Raw genomic sequence first — 24,800 nt, forward strand, 5'->3', positions numbered from 1 at the left:
GTACTGTTTAAAAGGTGCGACCCATCGAGAATTGAAAGCTCTCTTCGCGGTCAAACTCGTTTTTATGCAGCGGCTTAGACAAACTGAAGGTCAAAGGCCCAAAGCTCGAGATCCAGGTTACACCGATACCGGCGGCTGAACTAATGCGATCAAGGGCGAAATCATAACAGTTATATTGGGTAGAACTACAGTTTGTATCAAAAACATTACCCGCATCGATAAAAAAGGCCGTCTGGAACGAGCGCTGATCTTCGATAAATGGCAGCGGAAACAACAGCTCAATACTAGTTTCCACCAAAAAGTTGCCGCCAAACGAGTTAGACTGGTCGGTCACTACACTTCTCCGGGTGGTCATCAGCTGGCCTGGGCGACACGTGGTGGCTTGCCCCGCTACCCCAAGCTCCGGATCTTCACACAGAACGTACACCGGCTGCCCGGTTTCTCCGCCATCAACAATCCCGTCACCATTCAGATCATCCCAAACAGTGCTGACAGTATAAGGGCTCTCAGGTGGTGTCGCCCTCGGCCCCAGGCTGTTTCGCTCAAACCCACGCACCGAGCCAAACCCACCGGCGTAGTAATGCTCAAAAAAGGGCAGCTCTTCTGTTTTACCGTAGGAGTCGGCATATCCCAGGCTGGTACGCAGGCGCAACGTCAGGTTACGGGTAAGCGGCTGAAACATCTGCGCATCATAGGTAACTTTGTAGTACTCCAAATCGCCGCCCGGTAGCGCCATTTCTACTCCCAGGCGCTGCGAGGCACCCCGGGTGGCCAGAATACCGCGGTTTAGTGTCGATTTAGCCCAGGCGACATTGGTCACAAAGTCGTGAAACTCAGTGCCGTGCACATCCAAAAAGCCGGGTTCACCTTTAATCAGATTGACATCGTTCTCGTCCGAGGGAACCGGGTACGTTTCATAGTTATTGACCGGGAAGTCGTCGACCACCCCGAGATTGGCCAGAGTCGTTTGCTCAAGTAAGTCTAAATAATCGCTCTGGGTAATATATTCGGCGTTGTCGCCGTAAAGCGGCGTTCGCAAGATCTCGCGCACCGAATATGAGCTGGGCTTAACCGTTAGGTTACGAAAGCCAACACTAAAGTTTAAGCGCTCAACATCCGAGATCGGGTAACCAAAGCTCACATTGCCGCCAAATACGTCCGTGCTATAGCCCGCGACGTTAATCTGGCCATAATCGCTGCTTTGATAAAACACATCAAAGCCGCGGCTGACACCGTCGGGCGTAAAGTACGGATCGTTATAGTTAAAGCTGTAAGCAGTTTGGTACTTAGAGTGGCTGGCGGAGATCCCCACCTGTTTACCGGTACCAAACCAGTTGTTTTGCTGAATATTACCCGACAGCAGTAAACCGGAATACTGCGCATAACCCACCTGCAAGCCCATGCTGCCCGAGGGCTGCTCTTCTACGGTAAAGTCAACGTCTACCTGATCGGCAACGCCTGGCACTTCGACTGTATCAACCGTTACCTCTTTAAAGAAGCCAAGCCGCTCAAGGCGAACCTTAGAGTGCTCGATTTGAGCAGTTGAGGCAGAACCACCCTCCATTTGCCGCATCTCGCGGCGCAACACATTATCTTTGGTGCTGGTATTGCCACGGAAGTTAATGCGGCGAACATAGGCGCGTTTTTTCGGATCGATAAAGAAGGTAACTTTTACGGTTTTATCTTCTTCGTTGCGCTCTGGGATACCTTCAACCTCGGCAAAGGTATAACCCTCGTTACCTAAGCGATTGGTAATATATTCAGAGGTGGTCGTCATTAAGGTTTGCGAAAAGGTCTGCCCCTCGCGCAGCAAGATTAAGCGGCGAATATACTGCTCGGCAATCGCCGGGTCACCAGCCAGATCAATTTCACTGACTTTATAGACATCACCCTCTATAACGTTAAGGGTAATAAATACCTGAGATTTGTCCGGGCTTAAAGACACTTGCGTAGAGTCGAGATTAAAACCTAAATAACCACGGTCAAGGTAATAAGATTCAACCCGTTCAATATCGCCCGTTAGTTTTTCGCGGTTGTATTTATCGTCGCCGGTAATCCACGACAACCAACCTGTGGTTTGCAACTCAAAAAGATCGAGCAAGGTCTCGTTATCAAAGGCTTTATTGCCAACCACGTTAATTTTTTTAATGCGCGCCGTCTCACCTTCATCAATGGTAATAAGCACCTTAACCTGGTTGCGCGGCAGATCTTCCACTTCAATATCAACCGAGGCGCCATAGCGGCCCTGGCCAATATACTCACGCTCCAGCGCCTGACTAATGCCGTTGAGGGTCGCGCTTTGATAAATTTGCCCTTCCGACAAACCGTTGTCGGTCAGGCTCTCCATTAACTGCTCGGTTTTAATAACCTTGTTGCCTTCAATGGTGATTTCGTTAATCGCCGGGCGCTCTTTAACCATTAACACTAAGACATCGCCATCGCGGCCAATCGATACATCGGTAAACAAGCCGACTTTAAACAGCTCCCGGGTGGCATTTTGCAAATCGACCGATGACAGGGTGTCACCAACCCTAATCGGCAAAGCACTAAACACGGTACCGGCAGAGACCCGTTGCAAGCCCTCGACACGTATATCATTGACCCGGAAGGTTTGGGCGTGTACCGCAACTGAAAAGCACACCGCCAACAGCAGGCCGAATAATCGAATGGAAACTTGCATCATATAATTCGTTCTATTTTTGGATTATGAGTTAGTACAAACACAACGCCTACCTGCCTTCGGGTTTATCCCGATGGCCACCGGTATCCTTACTGGATTAGAGCCTCATGATGTCATTATAGAGCGCGAGTATTGTCAGGCCTATGACCATGACCAGCCCCAGCTGATAGCCCACCGCCTGTACCTTTTCTGGCACCGGACTGCCCTTGACGAGCTCCACCATGTAGTACATTAAATGGCCGCCATCGAGCACGGGTATCGGCAGTAAGTTGAAGACCCCGAGGGACACACTAAGCAGTGCCAAAAACCCGAGAAAGCTGCGCCAGCCATTTTCAGCCTCAGAACCCGCAACCTTAGCAATGGTGATTGCTCCACTCAAGTTTTTTGTCGAAATTTCCCCAAAAATCAGCTTCTTAACGGACAACAGCACAAAGGCAGAAGTTTCCCAGGTTTTGTCCACACCGGCGACAAATCCGCTGACCAGAGAATAATCCCGGGTGCGGATCATATCTTTGGGCCACTCCCCCGGCGCGATAGCCATACCGACACGACCAAAACTCTCGCCGCCCTCGGTGACGGTGGCAGGCGTCATGGTTAATGCCACAGACTCACCGCCGCGCTCCACCAACACCTCAATGCTCTGCCCGGGGCGCGCCTTAACGAACTCGATCCACTCACGAGCACCCGCAATCGCCTGATCATTAGCCGCTACAATTTTGTCGCCCGACATTAAGCCCGCCTGCTCCGCCGGGCTGCCTGGGGTTATATCGGCCGCCACAGCATCGATAGTCGGCAAAAAGGGCTTTACCCCTAACCCGGATAAGGGCTCAGGCTCGGCCACACCTCGCAGCCAGCCGTCGAGCTCAACCTCGGATTGATAACGCAGGCTGGAATCTAAATAACGCGTGGTAAAGGTTAACGGGCCACTCTCGCCCAGGCGGCGCAACAGCTGCTGCTGAACATCCTGCCAAGATGTGGTAGCGACACCATCCACCGCAATAATTTCTTGCCCCGGCTCCAGATTAGCCGCCGCGGCGACCGAACCCGGTGTTACCGACCCGATAACCGGCGCAATACCGCGCTCGCCACTGGATACCAGCAGCGCCCAGAAGATTAAAATAGCGAGAATAAAGTTGGCCGCCGGGCCCGCCACGACAATGGCGATACGCTTGGCCACACTTTGACGGTTAAACGCACGATCGAGTTCGGCCGGGTCGACTTTACCCTCGCGCTCGTCGAGCATTTTAACGTAGCCACCCAGCGGGATTGCCGAGAGAGCATACTCGGTGCCGGACTTATCGTAGCGACGCAGCAACACCTTGCCAAAGCCCACCGAAAAACGCAGTACCTTGACGCCACAGCGCCTGGCCACATAAAAGTGGCCAAACTCATGAATCGTCACCAGCACGATAATGGCGACAAAAAACCAGAATACGATCTGTAATATTCCCACTACTACCTCTTATAACTCACGAAAGCCCTGCAACGATAAGGCGCTGAGCGTGCTGGCGAGCTTTTGTATCGGCGAGTTGGACAACGTCCAAATCTACCGGTTCAGTTAATTCCGCGGCCAGCAAAACTCGCTTATTAACTTCGGCTATATCGGTAAAGGCGAGTTCGCCCTGCAAAAAAGCCGCAACGGCCACTTCATTGGCCGCATTAAGCACCGCCGGCGCCGTCTGCCCCATACTGGCCGCTTGTTGTGCCAACTGCAAACAGGGAAACCGCTCATAATCCGGGGCGCTAAAGTCTAACCGAGCGGCCGCCACCATATCCAGTGGGGCCACCCCCGAAGCCACCCGCTCCGGCCAGGCCAGTGCGTGGGCGATGGGCGTGCGCATATCCGGGTTACCGAGCTGCGCCAGTACCGAGCCATCCACATACTCCACCATCGAGTGAATCACACTCTGCGGATGTATCAGCACTTCAATATCGTCAGCTGAGCAATTAAACAACCAGCAGGCTTCAATCAACTCGAGGCCCTTATTCATCATAGTGGCCGAGTCCACTGAAATCTTTTGCCCCATATCCCAGTTGGGGTGGGCGCAAGCCTGCGCTGGGGTGACTCTGGCTAAATCCGCCAGCGCCGTATCGCGAAACGGGCCACCGGAGGCGGTCAGTAAAATTTTGCGCACCCCAAGGCTGTCAAGCTCACAGCCAGCTGCCAGTGCTTTTTGCAGTGGCAAGCACTGAAAAATTGCATTGTGCTCGCTGTCGATAGGTAAGATTTCCGCGCCAGATCGCCGTGCCTCAGCCATAAACAGGCCGCCGGCCATCACCAGCACTTCTTTATTGGCCAGCAACACCTTCTTGCCCGCCTCCACGGCCGCAAAGCTCGGCAGCAACCCCGCCGCGCCGACAATAGCCGCCATAACGGTATCGACGCAGGCGGCACCAGCTACTTCTGTTAAAGCCTGCTCGCCGGCGAGCACCTCGGTCGCAGCGTCGGTGTTAGCCAGCGCCTGACGCAAGGCCTCTGCCGCAGCGACATCAGTCAGCACAGCGTAGCGAGGCCGATGCTCCAGCACTTGCTCGGCCAAAAGCTGCCAGCGGTTATTGGCGGTTAACGCATAAACCTGATAGCGGTCGCGATGGCGGGCCAGCACATCCAGCGTACTGACACCGATAGAGCCGGTCGCGCCCAGTACTGTAATTTGCTCCATAACCCTACCCAAAGGAACTTTGCGACAGCGCCAGCACCAGCGCAAAAACCGGCGCAGCGGCCGTCAAGCTATCCACCCGATCCAGCACGCCGCCATGACCTGGCAGCAGAGCACTGCTGTCTTTAATGCCGCGCTCACGCTTAACCATACTCTCGAGCAAATCGCCCAGCACGGAGACCAACGAGGTCGGCACCACCAGCGCTAACACCGCCAACAGCGCATTCTCTGTCGTCAGCCAAAGCACCAGAGCGAACAAAATATTGGCGCCAATCCCCCCCAAAAAACCCTCCCAGGTTTTACCGGGGCTGACCGCGGGGGCCAGCTTGCGCTTGCCAAAGCGCTTACCGACAAAATAACCGCCGATATCGGCGGCGGCCACGACGGCGACAATCATCAACACCAGCCAGGCGCCGTTGTCTTGCAAGCGCACATAACTAAACCCAATCCAGGCGGGCACCAACACAAAAAAGCCCATCAGTGCACGCAGCGACCGCCGCCCCCAGAGCAAACTACTGCTGGGATAACCCTGCACCCACAGCAAAGCCACCGCCCACCAGGTACAGCCGGCCAAAAGCAAGTGAGAGAAACGATCATCAACCGACTGCGCCAACGTGGGCTCAATCGGGCTGCCCAGCTCGACAATGCCCACGTACAGGGCTGCCAATAACAATGCCGCAGCCTGCAGCAGCAAATAAGCAAGGCGACCAGCCATTGCCGTAATGCCGCTTAAGTTGGACCACTCCCAGGCGCCCAGCAGCACGATCAGCGCCACAAAGGCCGGAAACAACCCGGCGGGCAAGAAAAATAAAACCGCAAGAAACGTTGCGGCCAATACGCAGGCGGTCAAAATACGCTGCTTAAGCATGAGAGCCACTCCCTGTCGTCAAGCTCGAAGGCGACTCACACTGCTCAGAGGTTTTGCCAAAGCGGCGCTGGCGCGAATAAAAGTCGTTGGCCGCCCCGGTGAGGGCATCGGCGTTAAAATCAGGCCAGAGCACAGGGGTAAAATACAGCTCGGCGTAGGCCGCCTGCCAGAGGATAAAGTTGCTAATGCGGTGCTCCCCACCGGTGCGAATCAACAGGTCCAGCGGCGGCAAATCTCCCAGGCAGGTAGCGCGACCAAAGCTTTCTTCGTTGATATCCGCCGCCGCCATGTCGCCGGCGGCAACTTTGCTGGCCAACCGCGCTGCGGTATCGGCAATATCCCAGTGGCCACCGTAATCGGCCGCAATAACCAATGTGGTTTTGGCCTCGGTATCCGCCGTAAGGGATTCGGCACTGGCAATAGCGCGGTTGAGAGAGGCGCTAAAGTTACTGCGATTGCCCACAACCTTCAGACGCACGCCTTTTTTCTTAAGCGCGCGAGCCTCTTTTTTTAGGTACAGCTGAAACAACGACATCAGCGCCTCCACCTCGCGGGCCGGACGCTTCCAGTTTTCGCTGCTAAAGGCAAACAGTGTAAGAACCTCTACGCCGAGCGACTGACAAGCCGACATCACATCGCGGATGCGCTCTACACCTTCTTTGTGTCCTGAGATTCCAGCGAGGTTTCGCTGTTTGGCCCAGCGATTATTGCCATCCATGATAATGGCGATATGACGTAAACAACTGCCGGTCACACAACTCTCCTGGGCCAATGGGCATAGCCCGACATTACTGTTTCAAATGCCCGCCTGCGCCGGGCGGGCACGGTCGATGACCTTATACGGTCATCAATTCCTCTTCTTTCTGAGCCAAAACTTTATCGACTTCAGCAATATACTTATCGGTGATTTTTTGCACTTCATCCTGAGTGCGACGATCTTCGTCTTCACTGATTTCTTTGTCTTTTAACAGCGCTTTTACGTCAGACAATACATCGCGACGAACGTTGCGGATCGATACCCGGCCATTCTCGGCCTCGGCACGCGCCTGCTTGATGTAGCCCTTACGGGTCTCTTCAGTCAGCGCCGGCAAGGGGATACGAATATTGTCCCCGGAAGTCGACGGGTTAAGTCCCAGGTTGGACTTCATAATGGCTTTCTCGATCTCGGGTACCATGGGCTTCTCCCAGGGCTTGATCGACAAGGTGCGGGCGTCTTCCACGTTCACGTTGGCCACTTGGGCCAAAGGCGTCTCTACACCGTAATAAGACACCATAATGCCATCGAGCAAGCTCGGGTGAGCCCGACCGGTACGAATTTTGTTGAAATTATTACCCATGGCGACCAGCGCCTTTTGCATACGCGTATCAGCGTCTTTTTTTAGCTCATCCAACATTCGAGGTATCCTCTTCAATCAAGGTGCCTTCATTGCTGCCCACCACAATGTTCAGCAGCGCACCACTTTTATTCATGCGAAACACCCGTACCGGCATGTCGTGATCCCGACACAGGCAAATCGCGGTTAAATCCATCACGCCAAGCTTGTTTTCTAGCACCAAATCGTAGGTAAGGCGATCGTACTTAGTAGCATTGGCGTCTTTCATCGGGTCGGCGGTGTAAACACCGTCCACCTTAGTGGCCTTAAGTACAATATCCGCTTCCACCTCGATACCGCGCAAGCAAGCCGCCGAATCGGTGGTAAAGAAGGGGTTGCCGGTACCGGCCGAGAAGATCACCACCTCACCTGCGTTTAAGCAGCGAATCGCGTGGCGGCGGTCGTAATGCTCGACAATACCGCTCATGGGGATGGCGGACATCACCCGCGAGGAAATATTGGAGCGCTCCAGGGCGTCGCGCATCGCCAGCGCGTTCATTACGGTGGCCAGCATCCCCATGTGATCACCGGTCACCCGGTCGAGCCCGGCCGCACTGAGCGCCGCACCGCGAAACAGGTTACCACCACCAATCACCAAGCCTACCTGAACACCAATACCCACCAGCTGGCCGATTTCAAGGGCCATCTTGTCGAGCACTTTAGGGTCGATACCAAAACCGACTTCACCCATCAGCTCTTCACCGCTCAGTTTGAGCAATATACGCTTGTACTTTTTATCCCGAGGATTTGGCATGGGTGGGTCTCCGCAAGGCTGAAGAAGGTCAAAAACGGGGGGCAGTTTACAACAAAAGGAGGCCGGATGGACATCCGACCTCCTTTTTTATGCGCAAGATGAGGGACTTACGACTTAGATGCAGCAACCTGAGCGGCAACTTCAGCGGCAAAATCCGCCTCTTCTTTCTCGATACCCTCGCCCACTTCAAAGCGAACAAAGCTATCGATGGTGGCGCCAGCTTCTTTTGCCAGCTTACCTACGGTCAACTCAGGGTTCTTAACAAAAGGCTGCTCGTTCAGGCTACCTTCTTTCAAGAACTTGTTGATACGACCCATGGTCATTTTTTCAACGATCTCAGCAGGCTTGCCTTCCATATCGGGCTGCGCCTTGATGATGTCTTTTTCTTTCTCGACGATATCCGCTGGCATATCTTCTGGCTTAACCACTTGCGGGTTAACAGCGGCCACGTGCATAGCAACATCACGCGCCAACTCGGCATTGCCGCCGTCGAGCTTAACGATAGTCGCAATACGGTTGTTTGAGTGGATGTAGATGTCTACCAAGCCACCCTCAACAACGGTCACACGACGCACACCGATGTTTTCACCGATTTTCTGAACCAACGCTTCACGGGCTTCTTCCAGCTCACCGGCCATCAATGCGGCAACATCGCTTTGCTTGTCGGCAAACGCCTTATCCAACACAGTGCGAGCAAAGCCAAGAAAGCCGTCATCGCGCGCTGCAAAGTCGGTTTCACTGTTCACTTCAACCACTACCGCGTAGCTGTTGTCGTCAGCCACTTTGGCCAGCACAACACCATCAGCGGCGGTACGGCCGGCTTTTTTCGATGCTTTAAGGCCACTGGCCTTACGCAGATTCTCAATTGCCAGATCGATATCACCATCAACCTCGGCCAGAGCGCGCTTACACTCCATCATGCCAAGACCGGTACGATCACGCAGTTCTTTAACCATTGAAGCAGAGACAGCTGCCATGTATCTATCCTCTCTTTAAATCCGTTGGAAAAAAGGGGCGCAGCCTTAGCGGCCCACCCCTTTTACGTCTTACTGTATCTGTTACAGATGACAACTAGGCGGCAGAATTACTCCGCAGCAGCCTCGCCCTCAGCAGCAACATACTCGTCTTTGTTCGGTACTTCTTGTGCAGAGGCAGCGCCTTCGGCGCAGGCATCCGCAATAGCAGTCACGTACAGACGAACGGCGCGAATGGCGTCGTCGTTACCCGGAATGACGTAATCGATGCCATCTGGGTTTGAGTTGGTATCTACCACACCAATAACCGGAATACCCAGCTTGTTGGCTTCGGCAACAGCAATACGCTCGTGATCAACGTCAACCACAAACAGCGCATCAGGCAAGCCGCCCATATCTTTAATACCGCCGATAGAGCGCTCAAGCTTCTCCATATCGCGGGTGCGCATCAGCGCTTCTTTCTTGGTCAGCTTCTCGAAGGTACCGTCCTGAGACTGAGCTTCGAGCTCGCGGTAACGGCGGATAGAAGCACGAATGGTTTTGTAGTTAGTCAGCATACCGCCCAACCAGCGGTGGCTAACAAAGGGCATACCAACACGCTCAGCCTGCTCTTTAACGATCTTTTGAGCGGCGCGCTTGGTGCCAACAAACATGATTTGCTTCTTTTGCGAGGTTAATTGCTTAACCAGGTCAAGAGTCTCATTAAACGCCGGAACAGTGTGCTCCAGGTTAATGATATGAATTTTGTTGCGGGCGCCGAAGATGTAGCGGCCCATTTTGGGGTTCCAGTAACGGGTTTGGTGACCGAAATGGACACCCGCTTGCAGCATTTCGCGCATGCTAACTGTAGGCATAATCGTATTCCTGTTGTATCGGGTTAGGCCTCCATATACCCCGCCAGCCAACCCATTGGGCACCCAGGCTGTACGTGTCGGTATATGTGTGACGTTAAGGTTTATTCGCTCGTACCAGCCTGACTTGCTGCCAGAGTTCGCTCGAACGGCGCGCTTTATACCATAAGATCAAGCCAAAGGGAAGTTTTTACCCCTTTTAGGTGACAAACCGGCCGCCGATTCAACCCCACCCAAAAGCCGTGTAGCAGACAGTGCCGACAACCCCAAGAATCAGCAGAGCCCGTGGACTGTAGTCTGTGGCGCTGATCGGGTAAACTAGCCACTACCGTAAAAGCGCGCTCAGCGGAGCGCGAGCAGTCCAAAGTGAGAAACCATGAGCGTATCTATTAAAACTCCCGAAGATATCGAGAAAATGCGTGTTGCCGGCCGTATGGCGGCCGAAGTACTCGAGATGATCGAGCCACACGTGGTGCCAGGCGTCACGACCGCCGAACTCGACAAGCTCTGCCACGATCATATCGTCGACGTGCAAAAAGCCATTCCGGCCTGCCTCGACTACCGCGGCTTCCCCAAGTCGGTATGCACCTCGGTAAACCATGTTATCTGTCACGGCATCCCCTCCGAGAAAAAAGTGCTAAAAAACGGCGACATCATCAATATCGACGTCACCGTAATCTACGACGGTTATCATGGCGACACCAGCAAGATGTACTTTGTGGGTGAAGTTGCCCCCCACGCCAAGCGGCTGGTGGAGATCACCCAAGAATGCCTCTATAAAGGCATCGAGCTGGTAAAACCCGGCTGCCGGCTGGGCGATATTGGCGCGGTCATCCAAAAACACGCAGAGTCCAACTACTACTCGGTGGTGCGCGAGTACTGTGGCCACGGCATTGGCACGGTATTCCACGAAGAGCCCCAGGTTTTGCACTACGGCCGCCCCGGCACCGGTATGGAGCTCAAAGAAGGCATGACTTTCACGATCGAGCCCATGATTAACGCCGGTAAAGCGCAAACCAAGCTTAAGCGCGACGGTTGGACGGTAGAGACCAAAGACGGCCGCCTATCGGCGCAATGGGAACACACCCTGGCCGTAACCGCTGACGGTGTCGAGGTTTTGACCAAACGCACCGAGGAACCCTTTTAAGCCATGATCAGTGCACAGACGCCCTACTTTACCCGCCCGCTGTTCTTTTTTGATCAGAGCCGGTTTCGCAAAGCGCTAAGCGAGCAACCGCCCATTACTGTGTTTAAAGACGCCATCACCGCGGCTAACGCACAGTTTGACGTGCGCTTTTGCGAGGGTGAAGACATTCGTGCGCTGGTCCATGAGCGGGCGCTGTTTGTCGACTGTTTGCTGCACTACGCCTGGTATCAGTTTGACTGGCCCGAAGGTATCAGCCTTGAGGCTGTGGGCGGCTACGGGCGCTGCGAGCTGCACCCGCACTCGGACATCGACTTACTGATCCTGCTCGAAGAGGGGCTGATCGATAACTGCCAGGACAACCTCGAACGGTTTTTGACATTGCTGTGGGATATTGGCCTGGAGATCGGCCACAGCGTTCGCACCGTCAAACAATGCGTGGACATAGCCGGCGATGACATTACCGTTGCCACTAACTTAATGGAGTCGCGCACTCTGGTGGGCGACCCTACTCTGCGGGCTCACCTGCTGGAGCTAACCGCTCCAGACAAAATGTGGCCGGCCGATGACTTTTTTAAAGCCAAATACGAAGAGCAAAACCTGCGCCACGAGAAATACAAAAACAGCGAATACAACCTCGAGCCCAATTTAAAAAATGCCCCCGGCGGCCTGCGGGACATTCAGATGATCTCCTGGGTTGCCAAACGCTTTTTTGAAGTGCGCACACTTAAGCAGCTCGAAGGCAAAGGCTTTTTTACCGAAGAGGAATTCTCTTTACTGCAAAACGGCGAAGAATTTTTATGGCGGGTGCGCTATGGCCTGCACATGGTAGCCAAGCGTCCGGAAGAACGCCTACTGTTTGACCACCAGCGTGAGCTTGCCAAATTGTTTGGCTACAAAGACACCGACGAGCGTCTGGGCGTCGAGCAGTTTATGCATAAGTATTACCGGTTGGTAATGTCACTACGTGAACTTAACGATGTGCTGCTGCAGTTTTTATACGAGGCAATTTTACAGCGCGGCGTTAAAAAAACCGTTACGCCTATCAACGAGCGGTTTCAGCGGCGCGACGACTATATCGAAGTGGCGCACATTTATGTGTTTGAGGAGTCACCCTCGGCGCTACTCGAAATCTTTGTACTTATGGCGCAAAACCCGGACATTAAGGGTGTGCGCGCCTCTACGATTCGACTGATGCGCGAAAGCCGGCACCTAATCGATGACAGTTTTCGCGAAGACCCGGTTAACAACCAACTCTTCTTGCAGCTTTTTACCTACCCGGCGCAACTGGTTGACGAATTAAAGCGCATGTCGCGCTACGGTATTCTCGGGCTGTATTTACCCGAGTTTGGCCGCGTTACCGGGCAAATGCAGCACGACTTATTCCACATCTATACCGTGGATGCCCACACCCTGTTGCTGATTCAAAACCTCTGCAACTTTTTGCAGCCCCAGGCGAAAGAGGACTTCCCCGTTGCCTGGCACGTTATGCGCCGCTTACCCAAAGTTGAAATTATTTTGCTCGCCGGCCTCTATCACGACATCGCCAAAGGCCGCGGAGGTGACCACTCCACACTAGGTGCGGTAGACGCCGAAGCCTTCGCATCAAGTCATAATTTATCACCGCGAGAAACCCGGCTGATGAGCTGGCTGGTAGAGAAGCATCTACTCATGTCAGCAGTATCGCAAAAACAAGACATCTCCGACCCGGATGTCATCCATAGTTTTGCTTTAATTGTCGGCGACCAGATCCACCTCGATCACCTTTACGCACTGACTGTGGCCGACATTAACGCCACCAACCCAGACCTGTGGAACACCTGGCGCGCCAGCTTGATGCGCACCCTTTATCTGGAAACCAAGCGCGCCCTGCGCCGCGGGCTAGAAAACAATATTGATAAGCAAGACTGGATTGAAGAAACCCAGCAAGCGGCCATCAGCCGCCTTAATCGTCATCACATTAGCACCGAGCAGTGCCTGCAGGTGTGGGAGGATGTTGACGATGAATATTTTTTGCGCGAATCACATCAGGATATTGCGTGGCATACCGAGGCAATTTTACAGCACAAGGATAACGACGGCCCACTGATTTTGATTCAGGAAACCTCCAGCCGGGAGCTCGAGGGTGCAACGCAAATTTTTGTGCGCAGCAAAGGGCGCGACAACGTATTTGCCGGCGTCGTTACCGTTTTAGATGCCATTAACTTAAGCGTGCAAGACGCACGGATTTACAACTCTAAATCCGGCTACACACTCGATACATTTTTTGTGCTCAATCAAGATGGCGAGCCACTGGGTACCGATGCCAAAGTTCTACAGCGCATTTACGATTCGCTGCACGAAGAGCTTACCGCCACCGACAGCAGCCGCAACTTAAGCACGCGCCGCACACCGCGTCGGCTAAAGCACTTCTCACTGCCAACCCGTACCAGCATCCGCAACGACATGCTCAGCGGTTACACTCTGCTAGAAGTTATCAGCCCCGACCGGCCGGGCTTACTGGCCTGCATAGGGCGCATCTTTATCGACTTTGAGCTGCACCTGCAAAACGCCAAAATCGCCACCCTGGGTGAGCGGGTCGAAGATATTTTTTACATTACCGACAACAACGGCCAACCTTTGTCCGACCCAACGCTGTGCCAGCGCCTGCAAGATGAAATTTGCCGCCAGCTGGACGACCGCGTAGACCGGGCAGCGGGTTTTTAACGGGCGTTTTTATAACATTGTTCCAGCGCCCCCATGGGCGCTGCCCAATAACCGCATTGACGACTTCACATGAATAACGACTTACAACAGCTACACCCGTATCCCTTTGAAAAACTCGCAGCGCTTAAAGCCGGTATTACGCCCCCCGCCGGGCTGTCCCACATTGCCCTCTCCATCGGCGAGCCAAAACATCTGCCACCGGCGTTTGTTTTACGCGAGCTGAGCAACAACCTCGACCGCCTGGGCAACTACCCGGCCACCAAAGGCCTGCCGGAACTGCGCACGGCTATCGCCCACTGGGCCGACCAGCGCTTTGCGCTGTGCCACAAGCTAGACCCGGAAACTCAAGTGTTGCCAGTAAATGGCACACGTGAAGCCCTGTTTGCATTTGCCCAGGCAGTCATTAACCGCTCTGCCGACAAACCCTTAGTGGTATGCCCCAACCCTTTCTATCAAATTTATGAGGGGGCCGCGTTACTCGCCGGTGCCGAGCCACACTTTTTAAACTGTACTGCCGAAAACAACTTTATTCCCGACTATGCCAATGTACCGGTCGATATCTGGCAGCGCTGCCAGCTTTTGTACCTCTGCTCGCCCGGCAACCCGACGGGCGCTGTCATGAGCTCGGCACAGTTTCAGCAACTGATTCAGCTCGCCGATCGTTACGACTTTGTTATTGCCTCTGATGAGTGCTACAGCGAGCTGTACCAACATGAAGATCAGGCGCCGGCCGGCTTACTGCAGGCCTGCAGCGATATGGGGCGCAATGACTACCGCCGCTGCGTTGTATTTCACAGCTTATCAAAACGCTCTAACTTGCCGGGTTTACGCTCGGGCTTTGTCGCCGGTGATGCCGACATACTCGGACAATTTCTTAAGTATCGCACCTATCACGGCTGCGCCATGGCGGTACCCAGCCAAATTGCCAGCACCGCCGCCTGGCAAGATGAAGATCACGTACTGGCTAACCGCGACGCTTACCGCAAAAAGTTTACGGCGGTACTCGATATTCTCGATGGCTGCCTGGAGGTAACGCGCCCTGAAGCAGGCTTTTATCTTTGGCCCAAACTGCCAATGAAGGGCGAAGAATTTGCCCGCCGACTGTACGCCGAGCAAAACATTACCGTACTGCCTGGTGCTTATCTGGCCCGCGACACAAACGCTGGCAACCCCGCAGAAGACTATGTGCGCATGGCGCTGGTAGCCACTGAAGCCGAGTGCGTCGAGGCCGCGCACCGCATTCGTCAGTTTGTCGCGAGCCTGTAAGCCATGACCGCGATAGAGCCCCCCAGTAATTTAAAAAAAGCCGAGCGGGTAGCTCTGATTCAGCAAACTCTGGATGAGCTCTACCCCGAAACGCCCATCCCGCTGGATCACTTTGATGCCTACAGCTTATTGGTGGCGGTGCTGCTCTCGGCTCAGTGCACTGACGCCCGGGTTAACCAGATTACCCCGGCGCTATGGCAACTCGCGGACAACCCTTTCGATATGGCCAAAATCCCGGTCGAGGATATCAAGGCGGTGATTCGCCCGTGCGGGTTATCACCGCAAAAGTCCAAAGCCATCTCGGTATTGTCGCAGCGGTTAGTGGATGAGTTTGACGGCCAGGTCCCCGCTGACATGGCAGCCTTAGAAACACTGCCCGGCGTAGGCCATAAAACCGCCAGCGTGGTAATGAGCCAGGCCTTTGGCGTACCGGCGTTTCCGGTCGACACCCACATTCACCGCTTAGCTCAGCGCTGGGGCCTAACCAACGGCAAAAACGTTGTACAAACCGAGAAAGACCTAAAGCGCCTATTCCCCAAAGAGAGCTGGAATAAACTGCACCTACAAATTATTTACTACGGCCGCGAGCACTGCAGCGCCCGCGGCTGCAATGGGTTGGTTTGCGGTATTTGCCGCAGTTGTTACCCGGCCCGTAAACACCCCAAACAGGTACACAAACCCTAACAGCACGGGTGCCACAGATTTGTTATTATGGCGCCTTTTGCGGAGCGAGCCATGACACAGCCCACCTTATACGGCATCAAAAACTGCGATACGGTTAAAAAAGCGCGAATGTGGCTGGACAACAACGGCATCGACTACCAGTTTCACGATTTTCGCGCCGACGGTTTAACCGAAGCCAAAGTTAACGACTGGATCGCCGAGCCCGGGCTTGAAGCCATCATCAACAAGCGCTCCACCACCTGGAAGGGCTTAAGTGAGCAAGACAAACTCAATATTTTTGATGTGTCCAACGCCCCGGCACTGATTGTGGCAAACCCAACGATTATTAAGCGTCCGCTGCTGGAAGCCTCGGAGACAACCCAGGTTGGCTTTAACGCCGAGCAGTACTCGACCCTCTTTAGCTAGTTCACTCTTTTATTTTTAACAACGTTTTAAACAGGATTAACCATGACTAAACTCTACAGCCTCGGCCTTGGCGTCGGCACCCACAACCAAAAAGGCGAATGGCTGGAGGTATTTTACCCCTCGCCACTGCTGGCCCCCAGCGACGCTACCGCTACAGCCGTTGCTGACACCCTGGGTTACGAAGGCGGCAATCAGGCGCTAACACTCACTGCCGAACAGGCACGCGCGCTCAGTAAAGCATTGGCAGACGCCGGCGACACCGCACAAGCTGCGATTGCCGACACACTAGCAAGTAGCGAGCGCCCGTTAGTCGCCACCCTGCTAGCAGCAGACGAAGCACCCACCAACGTGCCCGAGGGTTATTTAAAACTCCACCTGTTGTCACACCGATTGGTGAAACCTCACGGCACCAACCTGACCGGTTTATTTGGTGTGCTGCCCAACGTCGCCTGGACCAACGCCGGCGCCATTGACTTGGCCGAGCTGCCAGCCAAGCAGTTAGAGGCGCGCTTAAAAGGTGAGCTACTGGATGTGGCCTGCGTGGACAAATTCCCCAAAATGACCAATTACGTGGTACCGGCTGGTGTGCGCATTGCCCATACTGCACGGGTGCGCTTAGGCGCCTACCTGGGCGAAGGCACCACCATCATGCACGAAGGCTTTGTGAACTTTAATGCCGGTACCGACGGCCCCGGTATGATTGAAGGGCGTATCTCCGCAGGCGTTTTTGTCGGTTCGGGCTCAGACCTCGGCGGCGGCAGCTCCACCATGGGCACCCTCTCGGGCGGCGGCAACATCGTCATCAGTCTGGGTAAAGAGTGTTTGCTGGGCGCCAATGCCGGCACCGGTATTCCGCTGGGCGATCGCTGTACGGTAGAGTCTGGCCTGTACATCACCGCCGGCACTAAAGTGGCCGTGCTGGATGACAACGGTAAAGACGTTGATACCGCCAAAGCCCGCGATTTAGCCGGAAAATCCGACTTGCTGTTTCGCCGCAACTCTTTGACCGGCCGCATTGAATGTCTGACCAACAAGTCGAGCGTGCAACTGAACGAAGAGCTGCACGTTAACGCCTAAGCTAATCAGCAGAGCTAAACAATAAAAAGCCGGGCTTAAAGCCCGGCTTTTTATTGTACTAGATAGTGACAAAAAACTTAGCGCTGGGCGAATTCAGCGAGATCAAGCGCAAAGGGGTATCGCTCACTCACCACCGAATCTGCCACCTGCAGCTCAAGGGTATCCGGCTGCCCTTTAATAGATAACGCAATCGCCTCTTCACCAAACCAGTTGCGCATTTTGGCCGGATCGCTCACTAACTCATCGCCCTGTAATGCCCGTACGGCAACCAAGCGGTTTACCTCGCCCTGATAGCTGAGCATAAGCTCACCGACGGTCATTTTAGTGACCTGCACCCGCAGAGTTTCATCCTCCCAAACCGCTCCCACATCAAAGTCCAGCGACTCGATCTGGATTGCCTCGGCAACATTCAGCAGCAGCTCACCACGCAATGCACTGAGAGCACTAAGCTTTAGTTCACGGTCGCGAATGGTAACATCACCCTTAATCCAAGGCTTTTCGTCGTCTGGCTGATACTCGCCGTTCATCCAGTAGCCGCCATCGTGGGCAAATGCAAAGAAAGACGTTTTATCCAAAAGCTGTGGCGTACTATCGGCGCCTTGCACATCTATCAGACGCACAGCACCCGCCCCCAATGGCCCGACCAACGGCACCTGGTTAGACAAATAAACACCCAAGTCGACACCCAGACCAAAGCTGCCATCAAAATCGAGCCGCTGGAACGCCAGGGTTGCGGGCCCAGCGGTTGTCTCTAGTTGCGGCTTGTTCCAGTCGTAACTAACACTCGGGGGCTCGGCCTCGTTTAACGCCCGTTTAACCTCAGCCACACTGGCCTCGGGAAATGTCTTAGCGCCAAACAAAGTACCGTTGCTTACCGGCCACACCGAGCTTACTCTAAACGGATAACGTTTTTGCTCGAGGGCCGTGGCCAGCACCACTTTGATACTGGCGATTTCGCCATGGTAATCCACCGAAGCGCTTTGGCCCTCACCGAAAAAGGCCGCGCCCCACATGGAGCTGCCAGAAGATAACGGTTTGCCATCTTTATTCATGGCATAAACGTGCAACAGCTTATCGACGTCGCCACTGACGCGATATTGCAGCGAGTGTTTGCCCGCATCCATAAAGCGAATCCGCACACCGTCGCGCTCGAGCACTTTGCCACCAAGCGGTTGCTGTAATGCCACCGTCGCAACCGATGTTGCCTGCCGGTAATCAATATATCCCTCTAACACGGCGATGTCGGCGACCTTGCTGCCGGCTTTTAATACCAGCTCTTTACTGCCACTGGTGGTGGTATAAGGCACTTGTTCGCCATCAATAAAGGCGGTAGCCGACATGCTGCTACCAACGTCAGCGGGTTCAAGGTTTTTATCAGTGCCGCACTCAACCGCGGGCAACAAAGACTCGCCCTGTGCATTGTTAACGCTTACAACATTAACGGTGGCCGCCGCCCCTCGCGTAGGTGCATTAGGCAAGTTATAGCCTTGTACTTTTAAAGCCAATGCCAGTTGTTGTTCGTCGGTAAGCGACAGGGATTCCACCGGTATACCGAACGGGCCGGCCTCTGCTACCGGCGCAAAATGATTATTAAATTCAGAGTAGTCAGCGTATGACTTGGGTTGAGCGGCGGCAACATTGGCAAAGACCGGCGGGCTTGTTTCCAGCCGCTCTTCTGCAGGCGGCTCACCGGAGGTGGAAAACATCCCCGAAAAAACAGAGCTTACCCAATTGCTCATATCACGTTGCAGATGGCGATCAAAAAACATAGTCGCGCCGACACTGTCATCTGATTGGGTCACCTCCAAACGATCGTACAAACTGGCGACTTCAGGCCAATTTTTCTCGGCATCCTCTCGCCATTCTTTTATTCGCTCAGCAAAAGCCTGATAGCTCGCGTTAATAAACTCTTTGTCCTGGCTAAACACCTGAGTGCGCAGTTCGACACCCGGCGGCACCGCCACGGGCTCCAGGTCAATAAACACGCCTTCGGCCGGCTGCGCCGCCGCACCAATGCCCCTTAACATCATTCCCGTCATACCGCTGGCCGCCGCGCCAACATTCTCCGGGGCAAACACCGCCAGTGAGGCCAACTGGTTGGCGCTAACCTGACGCCAGCGATCGAGCTTTTGACTCGCGGGAGACTTTTGCTCAAAACGCATTAACAGCTGTTCAATACTCGCCGGGTCGCCCACTAATACCCGATCTTCAGCGATCACGGCACGTAAGGTCTGGCCCGGCTCACAGGTGTTTTCGCTGACTTGCTGAAACAACAGACCATCATCTTGTTCGCGCACCACCTGATACTGCTCCGTCATCCAACTTTTTATGCTGGGCGGAGCAAAGGAGCCGGTTAATAACAACACGCCGCCACTGTGTTTAGCGCTACTGACACCCGCCAACCATGCATGGGAAACTTGCTCGCGCAGATCAATACCCGCCCGCTCCAGCGACGGCCAGATACCGTCTCCCGACTTACCCACCGTGGGTAAGTCGGCCTCGTCTCCGGCCAGCGCCTCAAGCGTAACCGCCCGTGCAACATCAATATGCGCCAGTGCGTAGGTATCTGGCGAGGCCAATGCCGCCGCCCAGCGCGCTTGCTGCTCATCGAGCTGCGCCCCCTGCCACAGGGGGCGTGTTAGCCACAAAACAAACACCAACAGTACAATAGCCACCAACACCAACGCGCCCAACAACACATAGACTTTGTTGCGCCGGCGAATGCCTGGGCTACGGCTTGCCTCGGAGGCAAGTGTCGGCTCTTCGGCATAGGCGCCCGTTACCGCGCTATCGTTGGTGTCGGCGCTATTTTCCTCCAGCGACTCCGCCAACGTCATATCCGATTGCGTGGCGGCTTCGTCAGCTCGCTCACGGCCCTGAAGCGCCTGCGACTCAGGGGTGGGTGAAGCGCTATCGCCCGCCGGCTCCTCAGTGCCGGCCGAGACCATCAAAACCGCCCCGGCCCCGGCAAACGCTTTGCGCCATTTATAAGCTTCCTCGTCGGTGGCCACTCTTTTAACCACCACCGGTTTACCACTAAACAGCATGCGCTGAATTTGTGCCTCATCGCGCTTGAGCAATTTCGCCAATTGCCCCACGACCTGAGGACGGTCAAATCCGGTAATCAAATCCCCCGCAAATACCAGCTTTATCATGAGATCCTCTCTGAGCTTTTAATTTGTGTTTACTTTCCCTTATCAACTGCGTGAAATCAAGCGCCATAAAGAGTGCCGGCATAAGAGGGAGCAACACGCGTGCGGCGACGCTCTACTTGTGACGCCAAACCCGTTATAATTGCGCCCTTTCGACCGAAAGCGCGCCCTCCAGTAACGGCGCCCAGCAACGATCAAAGGCAGTGACATTCATGGATAAAACCTATCAGCCCCAGGCCATCGAGCAAAGTTGGTATAAAACCTGGGAAGAGCGCGGCTATTTTAAACCCCAGGGTGGCGACAACGCCTACAGCATTATGATTCCGCCGCCCAATGTCACTGGCAACCTACACATGGGCCACGGCTTTAACAATGCCGTGATGGACGCCATGATTCGCTATCACCGGATGCGCGGCGACGACACTTTGTGGCAAATGGGTACCGACCACGCCGGTATCGCCACCCAGATGGTGGTCGAGCGCCAATTAGCCGCCGAAGGTGTTAGTCGTCACGATCTTGGCCGTGAAAAGTTCTTAGAGAAAGTCTGGCAGTGGAAAGAGCAATCAGGCGGCAATATCACCCGTCAATTACGCCGCCTTGGCTCGTCTCTGGACTGGTCGCGCGAGCGCTTTACCATGGATGACGGCTTGTCGGACGCGGTCAAAGAGGCCTTTGTCAGGCTCTACGATGACGGCCTGATCTACCGCGGCAAGCGTCTGGTTAATTGGGACCCAAAACTGCACACCGCCATCTCTGATGTCGAGGTCGAAAATCACGACGAAAAAGGCTTTATGTGGCATCTGCGCTACCCGCTCGCCGATGGAGCCACCACCGCCGAAGGCAAAAACTATTTAGTGGTTGCCACCACTCGCCCGGAAACCATGCTGGGCGATACCGCCGTTGCCGTGCACCCTGAAGACGAACGCTATGCGTCGTTAATCGGTAAAGAGATTGAGCTGCCGTTAGTCGGCCGCCGCATCCCCATTGTCGCCGATGATTATGTCGAGCGTGAATTTGGCACCGGCTGCGTAAAAATCACCCCAGCACACGACTTTAACGATTACGAAGTCGGCAAACGCCACGGTATGGCACTGATCAACGTATTGGATGAAAGCGCCGCAATTCTTGCCGCCGCCCAAGTCTTTAACATGGATGGCAGCAGCAACGATCAGCTCGACACCACCCTGCCCGCCGCTTACGCAGGCATGGATCGCTATGTCGCCCGCAAACAAATTGTGGCCGATTTAGACACGGCCGGACTGCTGGAAAAAATAGACGATCACGCCCTGAAAGTCCCCCGTGGAGATCGCTCAGGCGTAGTGATTGAGCCGTGGCTGACCGATCAGTGGTACGTTAGCACCAAGCCTCTCGCCGAACCGGCCATTAAAGCGGTCGAGGATGGCGACATTCAGTTTGTACCCAAACAATACGAAAACATGTACTTCTCCTGGATGCGCGATATTCAGGATTGGTGTATCTCGCGTCAGTTGTGGTGGGGCCACCGTATTCCCGCCTGGTACGACGAGACCGGCAAAGTCTACGTGGGCCGCGATGAAGCCGAAGTACGTGCTAAGCATCAGTTGGATGACTCTGTGGTGCTCAAGCAAGACAACGACGTACTCGACACCTGGTTTAGCTCGGGGCTCTGGACGTTCTCGACCCTTAGCTGGCCCGAGCAAACAGAGTTTCTAAAGAAATTCCACCCCACCGATTTATTGGTAACGGGCTTTGACATTATTTTCTTCTGGGTTGCCCGGATGATTATGATGACTCTGCACTTGGTTAAAGACGAAGACGGCCAAAGCCAGATTCCGTTTAAAACCGTGTACGTGCATGGCTTGGTGCGCGACTCCCAAGGGCAAAAAATGAGTAAGTCCAAGGGCAACGTGCTAGACCCACTGGACATCATCGACGGTATTGACCTTGAAACTCTGGTGCAAAAACGTACCACCGGGTTAATGCGCCCCAAAGACGCCGCAAAAATCGAAAAACAAACCCGCAAAGAGTTTCCCGATGGTATCGAATCGTTCGGCACAGATGCACTGCGCATGACCTTTTGCTCGCTGGCCTCAACCGGCCGCGACATTAAATTTGATATGGGCCGCGTCGAAGGCTACCGCAACTTTTGCAACAAAATGTGGAACGCCACACGCTACGTTTTGATGAACACAGAGGGCGAAGATTGCGATCAGGACAACAGCGGCAACTATGAGTTATCTCTCGCCGACCGCTGGATTACCAGCCGCTTACAGCAAGCCGAACAAGCCGTTACCGAAGCGCTCGACACCTACCGTCTGGATTTGGCCACTCAAGCGTTTTACGAATTTTTCTGGAACGAGTACTGCGATTGGTACCTGGAGCTATCCAAACCCATCCTCTGGGATGACAACGCCAGCGCGGCACAAAAGAAAGGCACCCGGCGCACGCTGATTCGCGTACTCGAAGCAACCCTGCGCTTAGCTCACCCACTGATTCCGTTTATTACCGAAGAGATCTGGCAGCGCATTAAACCCCTTACTGGTGCCACCGGCGAGACGATTATGCTGGCCGCCTATCCTCAGGCCGACGGCAGTAACATTAATGAGCAAGCAAGCTCTGACATCGAGTGGCTGAAGGGCGTGATCGTCGGTGTGCGCACGATACGCGGCGAGATGAACATCGCCCCGGGCAAGCACATCCCCCTGTTTATGCAACACGGCAGTGACAACGATCAACGCCTGCTGGAGCAAAATCGCCAGTACCTACAAAAGCTTGCCAACCTCGAATCAATCGAGTGGCTTGCGACCGACGCAGAGGCGCCGGCATCCGCCACGGCGCTGGTCGGCAAGCTGGAGATTTTGGTACCCATGGCCGGCCTTATCGATGTGAACGCCGAACGCACGCGCCTCAACAAAGAGATTGACCGTCTGGCAAAAGACCAGGAGCGCACCGCCGGGAAACTGCAAAACCCTAACTTTGTCGATAAGGCGCCCGCCGATGTGGTGGCCAAAGAACAACAAAAGCTCGATGGCATTAGCGCATCACTCAACACGCTGCGCGAACAGCTAGAAACCTTAGCAACGCTTTAAGCCGCCTAACCCCGACACCAACATGTGGCTATACTCCTGACAGGGTATAGCCACTTGCCCTCCTGTCTTACAGACCACTGACCCGCCACGATCCCGAGACCAAAGGCGTCAAAACTTTGGCCAGAAACACCCTCCCCAAGCGGGCGCTCGCCTTGCGTCATAATTCCGACATGGAATATTAAAACACCCCGGTAATAACATTCCGAAATAACCAAATGTTAACTTTTGCGCCAATCTCATGACAAAATGATTAGTGGAAGTGATTCCCCGCAACCTAAAGCGATGGCAAAATAGGCGACACAAAAATGTGAACCGGGTCACACTGTTGCAGTTAGAACAACAGCCCACCCTTGTAATGGCGGTGAAAACGACCGCGTAAACCACTTTACTATGATGGATACTGTTATGAAGAAAACTCTTATTGCTGCCGCTTTATTAACGGCTTTCGCCAGTGTTGGCGCACAAGCTTGCGAGAAACCACAAAACCGCCCTGCGATCCCCGATCCCACCACGGCCGTTACCGCGCAAATGGTTAAAAGCAACAATGAAGTAAAAGCCTATGTGCGCGCCACCGAAGATTACTTAAGCTGCGCCAAGCTTAGCTCTAATCAGCTGCGCAGCGCCGAGAATGAGTTAAAAGACTTCGCGGAAGAGTTCAACAAAACCATTCGTGAGTTTAAGCAGCTGAACAGCTAAGCCGCTAATAAGCCCACAAAAAAGCCCCGACTCTCGGGGCTTTTTTGTGGGCGCAGTATAATAGAGGCCTAATCAAGCCTCTTTAAAATACGCCTAGCGCCAATCGCACAACAGCACGCCACTGCTGCTAGGCATTACACCAAAGCTACGCCTCACAACACCTTGCAGAGCTCCTCCTTCGCCTTGTCGTGGCTTTAGAACTGGCTTCGCAGTGACAGCCCTGACAACTCCTCAGATCACAACATTCGCCGGCCCCGACCGCATCATTTACCTACGTACCAATGCCGTGCCCGCTGGATGCAGTGGAGCGGCCCAAACGCCTCCCGTTAACCGTATGTGTATAAAAAAACCGCCGGAGCTTATTCAGCTAACGGCGGTTTTTAATATATGGCGGAGAGGGAGGGATTAACCAAAGCGCAATCCATGCGCTTTGCCCTGCGGG

General features: G+C 54.3%; 18 protein-coding genes. 8 read left to right on the top strand and 10 right to left on the bottom strand.

Features of this window, described 5'->3' with window-relative positions:
* Nucleotides 1-7: 7 nt before the first annotated feature.
* From bamA to rpsB, 9 genes are all read right to left on the bottom strand, one after another.
* On the bottom strand, nt 8-2,683 hold the full coding sequence (bamA, locus tag AAC019_RS02560) for an outer membrane protein assembly factor BamA (protein WP_339896991.1): 2,676 nt from the start codon (nt 2,681-2,683) through the stop codon (nt 8-10).
* A gap of 94 nt (nt 2,684-2,777) precedes the next feature.
* The gene (gene rseP / locus AAC019_RS02565) at nt 2,778-4,133 is read right to left on the bottom strand and encodes an RIP metalloprotease RseP (RefSeq protein WP_339896992.1); all 1,356 of its coding nucleotides are present in this window, start codon (nt 4,131-4,133) and stop codon (nt 2,778-2,780) included.
* Between the two features lie 16 nt (nt 4,134-4,149).
* On the bottom strand, nt 4,150-5,343 hold the full coding sequence (gene ispC, locus AAC019_RS02570) for a 1-deoxy-D-xylulose-5-phosphate reductoisomerase (protein WP_339896993.1): 1,194 nt from the start codon (nt 5,341-5,343) through the stop codon (nt 4,150-4,152).
* A gap of 4 nt (nt 5,344-5,347) precedes the next feature.
* Nucleotides 5,348-6,208: a phosphatidate cytidylyltransferase gene (locus AAC019_RS02575; protein ID WP_339896994.1), complete on the bottom strand. Its 861-nt coding sequence runs from the start codon at nt 6,206-6,208 to the stop codon at nt 5,348-5,350.
* Nucleotides 6,201-6,962, bottom strand: coding sequence for a polyprenyl diphosphate synthase (gene uppS / locus AAC019_RS02580; RefSeq protein ID WP_339896995.1), 762 nt, complete (start codon nt 6,960-6,962; stop codon nt 6,201-6,203). The genes AAC019_RS02575 and uppS overlap by 8 nt, the downstream gene beginning before the upstream one ends.
* An 82-nt stretch (nt 6,963-7,044) precedes the next feature.
* A complete protein-coding gene (gene frr / locus AAC019_RS02585; protein WP_339896996.1) occupies nt 7,045-7,602 on the bottom strand; it encodes a ribosome recycling factor in 558 nt (185 codons plus the stop codon).
* Nucleotides 7,592-8,335: a UMP kinase gene (gene pyrH, locus AAC019_RS02590; RefSeq protein ID WP_339896997.1), complete on the bottom strand. Its 744-nt coding sequence runs from the start codon at nt 8,333-8,335 to the stop codon at nt 7,592-7,594. Before pyrH ends, frr begins: the two co-directional genes overlap by 11 nt.
* Nucleotides 8,336-8,442: 107 nt before the next feature.
* Nucleotides 8,443-9,312 carry a translation elongation factor Ts gene (tsf, locus tag AAC019_RS02595; RefSeq protein ID WP_339896998.1) on the bottom strand — a complete coding sequence of 290 codons (870 nt, stop codon included), beginning with the start codon at nt 9,310-9,312 and terminating at the stop codon, nt 8,443-8,445.
* Nucleotides 9,313-9,419: 107 nt separating this feature from the next.
* Nucleotides 9,420-10,163, bottom strand: a complete 744-nt coding sequence (gene rpsB / locus AAC019_RS02600) for a 30S ribosomal protein S2 (protein WP_041523110.1) — start codon at nt 10,161-10,163, stop codon at nt 9,420-9,422.
* A 373-nt stretch (nt 10,164-10,536) separates the two neighbouring features.
* Here rpsB and map point away from each other — a divergent pair, with 373 nt between their 5' ends.
* The 6 genes from map to dapD all read left to right on the top strand — a co-directional run bounded on the left by map (nt 10,537) and on the right by dapD (nt 17,442).
* A complete protein-coding gene (map, locus tag AAC019_RS02605) occupies nt 10,537-11,307 on the top strand; it encodes a type I methionyl aminopeptidase (RefSeq protein WP_339896999.1) in 771 nt (256 codons plus the stop codon).
* A gap of 3 nt (nt 11,308-11,310) precedes the next feature.
* Nucleotides 11,311-14,010, top strand: a complete 2,700-nt coding sequence (locus AAC019_RS02610; RefSeq protein WP_339897000.1) for a [protein-PII] uridylyltransferase — start codon at nt 11,311-11,313, stop codon at nt 14,008-14,010.
* Nucleotides 14,011-14,079: 69 nt separating this feature from the next.
* On the top strand, nt 14,080-15,276 hold the full coding sequence (gene dapC, locus AAC019_RS02615; RefSeq protein ID WP_339897001.1) for a succinyldiaminopimelate transaminase: 1,197 nt from the start codon (nt 14,080-14,082) through the stop codon (nt 15,274-15,276).
* 3 nt (nt 15,277-15,279) lie between these two features.
* The gene (gene nth, locus AAC019_RS02620) at nt 15,280-15,960 is read left to right on the top strand and encodes an endonuclease III (protein ID WP_339897002.1); all 681 of its coding nucleotides are present in this window, start codon (nt 15,280-15,282) and stop codon (nt 15,958-15,960) included.
* Between the two features lie 51 nt (nt 15,961-16,011).
* Nucleotides 16,012-16,365, top strand: a complete 354-nt coding sequence (locus tag AAC019_RS02625) for an ArsC family reductase (RefSeq protein ID WP_339897003.1) — start codon at nt 16,012-16,014, stop codon at nt 16,363-16,365.
* 42 nt (nt 16,366-16,407) lie between these two features.
* Entirely contained in the window at nt 16,408-17,442 is a 1,035-nt protein-coding gene (gene dapD / locus AAC019_RS02630; protein WP_339897004.1) for a 2,3,4,5-tetrahydropyridine-2,6-dicarboxylate N-succinyltransferase, read from the top strand.
* A 77-nt stretch (nt 17,443-17,519) separates the two neighbouring features.
* Here dapD and AAC019_RS02635 read toward each other — a convergent pair whose 3' ends face one another.
* A complete protein-coding gene (locus AAC019_RS02635) occupies nt 17,520-20,597 on the bottom strand; it encodes a hypothetical protein (protein ID WP_339897005.1) in 3,078 nt (1,025 codons plus the stop codon).
* A 209-nt stretch (nt 20,598-20,806) separates the two neighbouring features.
* Between AAC019_RS02635 and AAC019_RS02640 the strand changes: the two genes are divergently transcribed.
* Both AAC019_RS02640 and AAC019_RS02645 read left to right on the top strand, forming a co-directional pair.
* The gene (locus AAC019_RS02640; protein WP_339897006.1) at nt 20,807-23,662 is read left to right on the top strand and encodes a valine--tRNA ligase; all 2,856 of its coding nucleotides are present in this window, start codon (nt 20,807-20,809) and stop codon (nt 23,660-23,662) included.
* 405 nt (nt 23,663-24,067) lie between these two features.
* Complete coding sequence (locus AAC019_RS02645) at nt 24,068-24,358, top strand: hypothetical protein (protein WP_339897007.1); 291 nt, start codon at nt 24,068-24,070, stop codon at nt 24,356-24,358.
* Nucleotides 24,359-24,800: the final 442 nt, after the last annotated feature.

It is taken from the genome of uncultured Gilvimarinus sp., assembly GCF_963975215.1.
Classification (GTDB): domain Bacteria; phylum Pseudomonadota; class Gammaproteobacteria; order Pseudomonadales; family Cellvibrionaceae; genus Gilvimarinus.